Consider the following 8,989-nt stretch of genomic DNA (forward strand, 5'->3'; position numbering starts at 1 on the left):
TTGCGGGGGTAGGATTTGAACCTACGACCTTCAGGTTATGAGCCAGATCGCGTATCTTTCACACGCAATTTCGGTGAAAATCGTGATCGCTCGTCAGAGAGCTTTGAGATTTTTGGCCAAGGTTTTTTGCGCGTCGAGTTCCCCTGCGCGGCCCGCGCCCCTTAAGCCAAAATGTTTACGTATACCCCCCCGCTTGCCGGTACCGACGCCCCGCCCGCTACCTGATCCGTCCAGTCATCTGGTCCGCTGATGCAGATGCGACGGAGAGGCTCTGGGACGCGGCCTGCAGGCGCCTTGCGGACTGGAGGGCTGGAGCCTCACTGAGCGCGTGTCAGGGCGCAGGAGCATCAAGCCTGGGCCCTACGCCCGGAGCCGGGACATCCTCGATCGAATGCAGCAGGTCGCCGAAAAGACCGCCGCTTTCGCCTTCTTCCTGAATTGTCTGGTGTTCGATCGCAGCGAGCTCGTAGGCGATCAGCAGCGCTGCGCGGTGGTGCGGGTCACGGGCCGCCTGGAAACACCGCGAAGCACTTGAGACGATGCGAACTATCGAAGATGATCTGGCGACCCTTGCGCCAGGTCTCTAACCTGATGCGCCCGGCCGTAAGGTTAGCCGCGGATTTTTCCGCCCGCTTGCGTTCAGTGCTTTCACGCCGCCGTGTGACCAGCGAGGGTCTGAATGTCCGAAACAGACAGGGGCTGACCGCCGAACCCCTGCACGTTCCAAAGGCCTTGCCGAATAATGTCCGCCTGATGACGCAAGCCCAACCAAGTCGGCGATGGGCGACAATCGGTGCAACAGTTGATCGTAGCCAGAAGGGATTTTTCGAGATCGAGCCTCTCGTTCTTCTCCTTCACGGGGAAAACCACAAATTCCAGATTGTCGCTTATGTAACTTGTGACGCGGGTTTCGACTTCCTTTTGGCGCTCAATATCCACGCGGCCAGCGTATTTCAGTTTATTGGCTCGCGATGTGAGGTCGAAGTTCCACTGCTCAAGAAAAGGGTCATCGGCCAGCAGGCAGCGTCCGATGTGCTTCCGAAAGATGCTTCTGTCCTTGTTCGGCTTGAACAAGTGCTCGTGCAATCTCTTTGCGAGCCTATCGTTGCCTGTGTGCGTTCCGACACGAACGATGCGGTCTCTGCCGTGGGCAAACTCTCCCTTTTCGAATACCAAGTAGATACCGTTCTTGGGTATCTCACCCGCAGAATATGAAGCATTTAGACGAGGCAGCGTGTTCGCCCAACGGTGCAACAGTTCACAGGCTTCAGACATGGCACTGCTCGTTCAGCCACTTCAATCTTCTACCTTGGGACAGGCCATCCATAGGCTGGCTGACGTGCGAGAGCCTCGGCGCAAGGAATTCCGAATACTTCCTGCCAGCCAACAGAACAAATTCATCATTCCGTAGGTCGCAACGTTCTTCGAGCGAGGCGATTACACCGTCCGACCAGTCCTTGCGATCTTTCACCTTCATATTGTTGAGGGTCTTTTCGTAAGGCAAAATTACTGTGTCCAGATCAAGGAGTCCGTGGAGCGCGGAAAGAATGAATATCTCTTTTGGTTCGAGCAAAAGGGCATAGCTCATCATCTTCTTGAAAAGCGGGCTAGTGTAGAGTTCCCGTGCCTTGCTCGGCACGGCTCGCTTGCTCTTCACGCATGAGATCAGGACTATCGGGCGTTTGTCGCTCTTTGAATTCATATTATTCTCAGTTGGTTAAAACAGAATGGTGACCGTCCGACGAAGGCGCTCTGGGCTGGAGCATGCATCCCCGGTTGCTCTGCCTGGGCAGCGTAACTCCAAGGCATAAGTTCGTCGAGACGGTTGATCTTGTGATCCGCGAAGCGTTCGAGCACCCAGGTCAGCCAAGTTTGCGGATCGATGCCATTCAGCTTGGCAGTTTCGATCAGGGTGACAGCGATGGCCATGGCTTTCCCGCCACCTTCGGAACCGGCGAACATCCAGTTTTGCCTACTGATGGCCACGGGCCTCCTTGTTCGCATTGCTCATCTGTGTTGGGCCGGGTGAACGCCGCGTGGATCGCATATCGCAGGCGAAACCTAGTGTTCCCCACCTAACGCATGGTTCCCAATGTAAGCAGGGTATCGGACACTAGTCGGACAGCCCTGATTGAGACTGTCGGACGACGGCTTCAAACCGAGACTTGCCGTTCTCTCATCCTGCGCCGTCCTCCTGCTTCGCCGAACTCGCCGCCTTTCTCGACGGCGCAGTACCCCCAGCCCTGCAAGCTATCAAGAGCCATAATCGATGGGGCCGCTGCTTCTTGATTTCTTGCTCGACGTGTAAGCGGCACGTCGCTTGGCGTTTCGCCGAGGATCTGGTGCACTCGCCATGACTCCGTGATCACCGGCTTTGATCAAGTTATCCTCGGTAAGTCCCAGTTCATACATGAAATACTCATCCAGTTTTTCGCGAACTACCTCTTCGTCCGCTCCAAGAGCGTCTTTCAAGCTTTTAATCGCAGCGTCGCGTGCCTCACGGTAGGTCCATTGGTTTGACCCATTCCTTTGCGCTTTAAGTTCAATGGGGTCAAAAACTGCATGGACTTGCCCATGTTCTCTGGATTTGCCTCCATTTCTATTAGCAGTCACTAAAACAACCGGGGCGTTGCCGGTTTTATACCCTGCAACAACTGGGCAAGACTTTTTTCCGGCCCCAAATGTGTAGTAAAAACAATGGTCTGGAATGATGTGGTGGCCTGTTATGCATCCGTCTCCTTGCGGCCCCGCCCCGTGAACTCTCTGGTCTCTGTACGCGCAATAAATATGCATGATTTATATCCTTCAAATCAAAACCCGCCGAGGGTCACTGCAAACTCAGCATCAATCGCTGCAGCGAGTGACCTTTGATGCGGGACATTTTTCTTACGTTTTCGAAACTCCGCTCATTTGTCCAGATCATTGTTCTAGTGTTCTGCACCTGACGGAGGATTCCAAGCTGGTGCCGGACGTGTCAGTGTGCTGTGCGTCGATGAGAAGTCCCAGATCCAGGCGCTGGACCGGACCCAGCCGGGATTGCCGCTGAAGAAGGGCCGCGCCGCCACGATGACCCACGATTACAAACGCCACGGCACAACCACACTGTTCGCGGCGCTCGACGTGAAGTCGGGTCAGGTGATTGGCGAATGCCTCCCACGGCACCGCGCAAAGGAGTTCCTGAAGTTCCTGCGCCGCATCGACCGGGACGTGCCAAAGTCGCGCGAGGTCCACCTGGTGCTCGACAACTACGCGACCCACAAGACGCCCGAGGTGAAGGCGTGGCTGGAAAAACACCCGCGCTTCCAACTGCACTTCACGCCGACCAGCGCGTCGTGGCTGAACATGGTCGAACGGTTCTTCGCCGAGATCACGTCGAGGCGCATCCGGCGCGGCAGCTACTCGAGCGTCGGTGATCTCGAGGCCGCCATCTACGACTACCTCCTCCAGCACAACGCCAGCCCGAAGCCCTTCACCTGGACCAAATCGGCCGACGACATCCTCGCCCGAGAGCGCCGCGCGCTGAACGCCCTCGATGAAATTCGGGGGAACCGGTAGCAAGCGTCAAACTCGGAACACTAGAAGCCGCGGGTGGGGACATTGACCGGCTCTGCTCTCAGATCACGGACCTCAAGTCAGGTGGCATCTATCCGGCTGCCTGCGTCGTCGATCCTTTGCTAACGGCGGCAAGATCCGTCCTCGATATCTACTACGACGTCTTGCCGGAAGAGGTTCTTAGAACGCATGACAAGCATCGTAGAGACGTTCTCAACGGCCTAGTCAGAAAGCCGGTGGCACTTGTCGCACTGTTGCCGAGCGCGGCCTCGGGTCTTGTACCCCGGAACCCAAGGAGTCGGGTCCTCCGCGAGGGCGTCCCCCCGGCGGCGTTCCTGCCGGTGCCGAATGTAAATCTCGCGGGCATCCAGCTCCATCAATTCTGCGAGGAGTTCTTCTCCCGTCATTTCTTTCCCTTCCTCTGCTTGAGCTGGATCCGGGCATGCCTGCGCTGCTCGTCTGCAACCGGGCCGGCGTCGCTGCCGTCGAGGTTGACGCGGCGCGCATCCCTCCGGACGACGGCTGTGAGGTATCGGACATTCGCGCACCATGTGGACAGCGCGAGCCGAATGTCCCGAGGCGTGAGGTCAGGGTAGTGAGCCTGCAACTCCTTGTGCATGCCGCTTGCCAACGGGCGCTTCCAGTCGGGGAAGGCGCGAGGGAAGTCGGCGCGGATCCGGGCGAGGACGGCAGCCCCAGTTTCACGATCGCGGGCGACGCGGATCTTCTTGGCGGCCTGCTGTTCGGCCTCTAGGACGGCCTGCCGCTCGGCGCGCTCTCGTTTAGCGCGTGCCTCCTCGATCTTGGAGGCGAGTTCTGGATCCCGAGGTGACTTGAGAGTCAGGATCCGTCTACGGGGCATCTGGTGGTTCATGTGGGCTCTCCTTGGTGTCTGGTTTTTGTCAGGTCTCCTATGAGATGAGCGGATCCGGGGCAGCTATCCAAACCGGGAGGCTGCTGAAAAGGTGCCCCGGAACCGTCTTCTAAGTTGTTGATATCATTGAATCCGGGGCACTTGGGGCACTTCCTGCTATATCGGGCGTCTATACAGGGGATTCCGGGGCAGTTTACAGCTATACGTATGACGCGCGCACACGCCTTACGTCCTATATAGAAAGAGGTGCCCCAAGTGCCCCGGAACATTTGTGAACATCTCAAACATCCCATTCAGCAGCCCTCATTCTAACACCGCGGAACCCGCGCGTGCCCTCGCGCTTGCCCTCCTGTAGCTTTCGCTTCCTCAGCTCCTTGACGAATGTCGTGGAGGTCCAGCAGGCCAGCCCGTTGTCGTAGCAATGACGCTTGAAGGCGTTGTAGAGGGACCGTCGACTGGCGAAGCCGTCAGGGTCGATATCGACGAAGGCAGTCAGGAAGTTGCCGACGATGTCTTCGTTCGCAAAATAGCTCTCGGACGCGGCACGCACGCTCTCCGGGATGGTGAGTCCATGGCGATACCACTGCACGGCGCCGTCGATCATCCAGCGCAGGATCGCAGGACCTTCCTCCCCGATCAGCTTCTCCTCGAGCAGCGGGTCCCGCTCCTCCCGTGGAATGGTTACATCGAACGGCACCAGCACCAGACGCTCCCGCGTCGCGACATCCACGCCCTGCAAAGATGGCTGCGAGTTCCCGGCGATCAGCAAGGTGAGCTGTGGTTTGAAATCGAAGAAATCCTGCCTCATGTATCTCGCGGAGACCGTTTCGCCGCCAGTCAGGTCCTTCAGCACGTTCTCGTTCCAGACAGATCCTTCCGGCAGTTCCGACGCGATGACCATCCGCAGACCCCGCAGCTTTGCAACGTCAGTGGGGTGCTGGGTGTTGTGCTGCTTGATGAACGTCGAGGCGTGCGCGCGGCCAGCATAATCGCCTGCAAGCCGGGAGATCGTGCTTAGGTAGACGCTCTTGCCGTTCCTGCCCGACCCGTGGAGGAACAGCAGCTTATGCTCTGTGGTGCGCCCGGTGAGCCCGTAGCCCGCCGCCTCCTGCAGTAGCCGTATCATCTCCACATCCCCGGAGAAGATCCGGTGCAGGAACCCGATCCAGCGCTCCGGGACCGTACCCGGTGGTGCGGGGGCGACGCTGGTGATCTTCGTACACAGGTCCTCGCGCTTGGCGGGCCGGATCTCACCTGAGCGCAGGTTGACCATCCCGCCGGGTGTGGCGAGCAGATCGAGATCGGCATCCAGCTCCTCGACCCCTACCGGGACACTGTCGACGGTCCTAGCGAGGCTGGCGACGCTCATCACGGTCTTTGAGGATCCAAACTGGCGCGCCAGTTTCCGGAGACCTGCGCCGCCGGTTTCTGATGCATCAGCCAAGTCGAACAGCTCGGCGACGAACGGCGCAATCGCCTGCCGGATCTCGGTCGCATACCGTAGGGTCTCGTCTGCCTCCCAGTGTGTACCAGACCAGAACAGCCACTTTCCCCAAGCAACAACATGGCGCGCGTCTCCGCCCATGTGGCCCTTCACGAAGTGCTCTGCGAGCGCATCCTCGGTCAACCTATCCAGATAGGGAGAGGCTGCGCTCGGGTTGGTGTTGGCCTCGACTTCTTCCGCGCTGGTCTCGACTTCAGCCAGCACGCTTTCCAGAAAGTTCATCATGTCCCCCTAAGGTGGTCGATTAACAGGGATCTCCTATGCGGGCTCATCTCTCTCAGATTCTTCAGGATCGCCGCCATGTGTCCGCGGTCGGCGGCGAGGGCTTTGCGGTCTGCGTCGCTACCCAGTTTCCAAGTCGGCTTGACGTTCGCTTCGCTGTGGAGGACCGGGCGTCCGCGATCCGTAAACAAGATGCCAGCGAGATACTCCGGGGATGCTGGGTCGCGGCAGATTTGCCGGTGGTAACGGGCGGGCTGGAGGAGGATCTCCTCGACAGTCACCAGCAACCCGGACTGTAATTCGACAATCTGGTCCATGCCCAACGTCCCGCCGGCGATCGGTATGTCGAGGGTGGAGCGGTCGAACTGCCCCACCTCTTCCGGTGTCGGGTCGCGCTCCAGACGCTGCTTCAGGACCTTGACGACGCGCCCGTCGATATAACCCTCTCGGATCTTCTTCGCCTCGGGTGCAGCCTTCCGTTTGGCCGCCGCGACGAGCTTCCTGAAGGCCTGTTCTTCTTGCGGCGTCAAGTCGGGCAAAAGGACCTGTGTATCGACTTCCTCGGCTCCGGGCAGGTAGAGGGCCGGCGGCCGCTCCTGCCGCACAGGAGGCTCACAGAACGCGCCTGCGGCGAAGCATGGCTGTGACCCCACGAGCATGGCGCGATCATAGGGCGCCCGCTCCAGCATCGCCCCTGCACTGCTGGTCTTGATCCACCCAAACCCGGCCAGCCAGAGCCTCTTGAACAGCACGTCGCCCGCTCTTGGGATGTCGCTGGCGTCTGCAACCGAGACGAAGGCATGCGCGCCTTTCAGCCCGGTGAACTGCTCGTCGCCGTTCCAGAGGTAGCTGGAGGAGGAGGGCTTCCACTCCATGGCGACGTGGCCAAAGCCCGGTGCTGCCATGTCGAGTTGAAAGCGCAGGTCTTCAGCCGGGATCGCATTGTCGGCATCGATGATCATGACGCCGGGGCCTGCCGGGAACGGGAACTGCTCTTTCCCCTTCTTGATCCCTTCCTCGTCGTCGATGCCGGTGATGTCGAAAGTCTCGGGCCCGTCGCAGACCCCGGCGATCAGGTAGGACGTGCCAGACTCCATCGCGTCGACGAATTCACCCAGCTCTTGCAGGTTCGGGAACGAGCACCTTACCCCGACCGCAGCGCGGTAGGTCATCTCTACAGACTTCGTGACGCCCCCGGCGCCGTCTGGGCCATAGATCTTTCCGATCCGCGCGGGATTGGTCGTTTCGATGTATGTGACGGACAAATCTGATCCCTTTGTTTGGGACCGCTGGCGTGGTAAACAGGCTCTGGTGGGAGCTGTCCGCGATGGCGGTCAGATTGTGAAGATGAGCGTTACGGCCGGGGTTCACGCTCCGGCCGTGTTCGTCATGAAAGGAGCTTCTTGGTCTGTAGCCGTTCGATCCTGTCGCGGAGGTATTTCCGCGAAAACCAGAGCTGCCGGGCTGCAGGATCTGACGGGTTCGACCGATACGCGGCGAGCAGATCGGCATCACTCTGAAGCTCACCAGCGGCCTCTGCCTTGTGGCGCTCAAGCTCGGAGCTGCTCATGCCGCAGCCTCCAGCGCCAGATTGAGATCTGCCTTGTCTGTGGGAGTCATCATATGCAGGACGATTTCCGGTTCCTGCTCCGCAAGCCCGTCGGCGATGTAGGATAACAGCGTGACAAGCCGGGCCCAGCGCTCTGTGCCGAGGGCGGACGAATTGTCGTTGATCATCTTCAGGAACCCGCGCGCGGCTCGCTGCGCCTTCTCGCGGGTGAGGGTGACCGAGGTCACCATTTCACCCGGCCCGTCGAAGCAGAATGTGAATTCTACAGTCATGCCGCACCGCCCATCTCGAGGGCTTCCAGCTCCCGGATCCAGTCGAGCGCTGCTTCGCGCCTGAAGAACCGGCGTCGGCCAATCCTGAACGACCGCAGGACCGGGCCGGTATATTCCGGCTTACGCTGGTGGGTGAGTTGTGCCTCGATGGTCGTTACCGGCGCGCCGATCACGGCAGCGAGCTGGTCGACGTTCCAAGCGGGCAGGGTGGCGAGCGCCGCGGCATAGCCGGTCGCCGTCTCGCCTGTAAGATCGGTGTCCATTGCACCCTCCTGATTTGAATCAACAGACCAGTTTGTGGCACGGGTGCAGTTGCTCGGGGAATTTTCGGGAGCAACGAATTTGAGGTGTCAGGGAAGTTTTTTCAGCCAGCGCCGAATCGTCGATCGGCCGGGTGTGTCCACGCCTGCACTGGCGGGCCAGTACTGCCGGACCTTCTCCGCGCGGGCATTGAGCGAGGTCAGGTGCGGATGCCTCCTGCGGACGATCTCCTCGTCGATACGCAGCACGGTCGCCTTGCGGGCTGCCTCGATACCCCGGCGCGCGGAGCCGCTCCCACGGCCGCTCTCAGCGCGCCTCTCGCGCCCTTGGCGCGCCAGTGCATCGATGGCCTCACGGGCTGCCAGAGCCTCGCGCAACTCGATCTCTGGCCCATCTGGCAGCAGGCTGTCGATCCACAGGTCGATGAAGGCGGAGACATCGGTCTCGACCTTCTGCCGATCGACGCGGCCGTCCTTGCCCGTGAAGGATTTCACTCGCCGAGCCATGAGTCCGTCTCCGTCGGCAGCTCGCTGAAGTAGGAGCGCATGATCTGGTCAGGGCTGGTGCCCGCATGCTTCGCGACCGCAGCGATGGAAGCGCCCTTCCGAAGCGCCCGGCTGATGAATGAATCACGGCAGGAATATGCGGTGACGTTCTCCAGTTCCGCGCGCTCCACCGCCGCCTTGAACTGCGCCTCGTATCGGGTGTTGGAATAATCCATGCCGTCGTCGCGG

Annotated in this window: 12 protein-coding genes, 1 tRNA gene and 2 pseudogenes; 2 read left to right on the plus strand and 13 right to left on the minus strand. The window is 59.9% G+C overall.

The window, feature by feature from the left end:
- Nucleotide 1: 1 nt before the first annotated feature.
- A tRNA-Met gene (locus tag AX756_RS25855) sits at nucleotides 2-156 on the minus strand.
- A 235-nt stretch (nucleotides 157-391) separates the two neighbouring features.
- Between AX756_RS25855 and AX756_RS25860 the strand changes: the two genes are divergently transcribed.
- Nucleotides 392-535: a hypothetical protein gene (locus tag AX756_RS25860; RefSeq protein WP_156461634.1), complete on the plus strand. Its 144-nt coding sequence runs from the start codon at nucleotides 392-394 to the stop codon at nucleotides 533-535.
- A gap of 113 nt (nucleotides 536-648) precedes the next feature.
- Here AX756_RS25860 and AX756_RS22775 read toward each other — a convergent pair whose 3' ends face one another.
- The 4 genes and pseudogenes from AX756_RS22775 to AX756_RS25865 form a co-directional block, all read right to left on the minus strand.
- Nucleotides 649-1,275: a GIY-YIG domain-containing protein gene (locus tag AX756_RS22775; RefSeq protein WP_068317631.1), complete on the minus strand. Its 627-nt coding sequence runs from the start codon at nucleotides 1,273-1,275 to the stop codon at nucleotides 649-651.
- Nucleotides 1,268-1,702, minus strand: coding sequence for a DUF6884 domain-containing protein (locus AX756_RS22780; protein WP_068317633.1), 435 nt, complete (start codon nucleotides 1,700-1,702; stop codon nucleotides 1,268-1,270). Before AX756_RS22780 ends, AX756_RS22775 begins: the two co-directional genes overlap by 8 nt.
- A gap of 83 nt (nucleotides 1,703-1,785) precedes the next feature.
- Nucleotides 1,786-2,001 (minus strand): annotated as a pseudogene (locus AX756_RS22785) (transposase domain-containing protein); the annotation flags it as partial.
- Nucleotides 2,002-2,253: 252 nt separating this feature from the next.
- Entirely contained in the window at nucleotides 2,254-2,793 is a 540-nt protein-coding gene (locus AX756_RS25865; RefSeq protein ID WP_156461635.1) for a hypothetical protein, read from the minus strand.
- Between the two features lie 186 nt (nucleotides 2,794-2,979).
- On the opposite strand from AX756_RS25865, the pseudogene AX756_RS22790 reads away from it, so the two are divergent.
- Nucleotides 2,980-3,555: pseudogene (locus AX756_RS22790) on the plus strand (IS630 family transposase); the annotation flags it as partial.
- Nucleotides 3,556-3,955: 400 nt separating this feature from the next.
- Here the strand turns inward: AX756_RS22790 and AX756_RS22800 are convergent.
- The 8 genes from AX756_RS22800 to AX756_RS26165 all read right to left on the minus strand — a co-directional run.
- Entirely contained in the window at nucleotides 3,956-4,426 is a 471-nt protein-coding gene (locus AX756_RS22800; protein WP_068317638.1) for a ProQ/FinO family protein, read from the minus strand.
- Between the two features lie 280 nt (nucleotides 4,427-4,706).
- On the minus strand, nucleotides 4,707-6,152 hold the full coding sequence (locus AX756_RS22805; RefSeq protein WP_197431118.1) for a DNA primase family protein: 1,446 nt from the start codon (nucleotides 6,150-6,152) through the stop codon (nucleotides 4,707-4,709).
- Nucleotides 6,152-7,417 carry a hypothetical protein gene (locus AX756_RS22810; RefSeq protein WP_068317645.1) on the minus strand — a complete coding sequence of 422 codons (1,266 nt, stop codon included), beginning with the start codon at nucleotides 7,415-7,417 and terminating at the stop codon, nucleotides 6,152-6,154. The genes AX756_RS22805 and AX756_RS22810 overlap by 1 nt, the downstream gene beginning before the upstream one ends.
- Before the next feature lie 122 nt (nucleotides 7,418-7,539).
- Nucleotides 7,540-7,722: a hypothetical protein gene (locus AX756_RS22815; protein ID WP_068317650.1), complete on the minus strand. Its 183-nt coding sequence runs from the start codon at nucleotides 7,720-7,722 to the stop codon at nucleotides 7,540-7,542.
- Entirely contained in the window at nucleotides 7,719-7,994 is a 276-nt protein-coding gene (locus AX756_RS22820) for a hypothetical protein (RefSeq protein WP_068317656.1), read from the minus strand. The genes AX756_RS22815 and AX756_RS22820 overlap by 4 nt, the downstream gene beginning before the upstream one ends.
- Entirely contained in the window at nucleotides 7,991-8,257 is a 267-nt protein-coding gene (locus AX756_RS22825; RefSeq protein ID WP_068317660.1) for a hypothetical protein, read from the minus strand. Before AX756_RS22825 ends, AX756_RS22820 begins: the two co-directional genes overlap by 4 nt.
- A gap of 87 nt (nucleotides 8,258-8,344) precedes the next feature.
- The gene (locus tag AX756_RS22830; RefSeq protein WP_156461636.1) at nucleotides 8,345-8,761 is read right to left on the minus strand and encodes a hypothetical protein; all 417 of its coding nucleotides are present in this window, start codon (nucleotides 8,759-8,761) and stop codon (nucleotides 8,345-8,347) included.
- Nucleotides 8,746-8,989 (minus strand): site-specific integrase (locus tag AX756_RS26165; RefSeq protein ID WP_197431119.1); only part of this gene is annotated, 244 nt, incomplete at its 5' end. The genes AX756_RS22830 and AX756_RS26165, both read right to left, overlap by 16 nt.

Source organism: Aliiruegeria sabulilitoris (assembly GCF_001558155.1).
In the GTDB taxonomy this organism is placed as follows: domain Bacteria; phylum Pseudomonadota; class Alphaproteobacteria; order Rhodobacterales; family Rhodobacteraceae; genus Tropicimonas; species Tropicimonas sabulilitoris.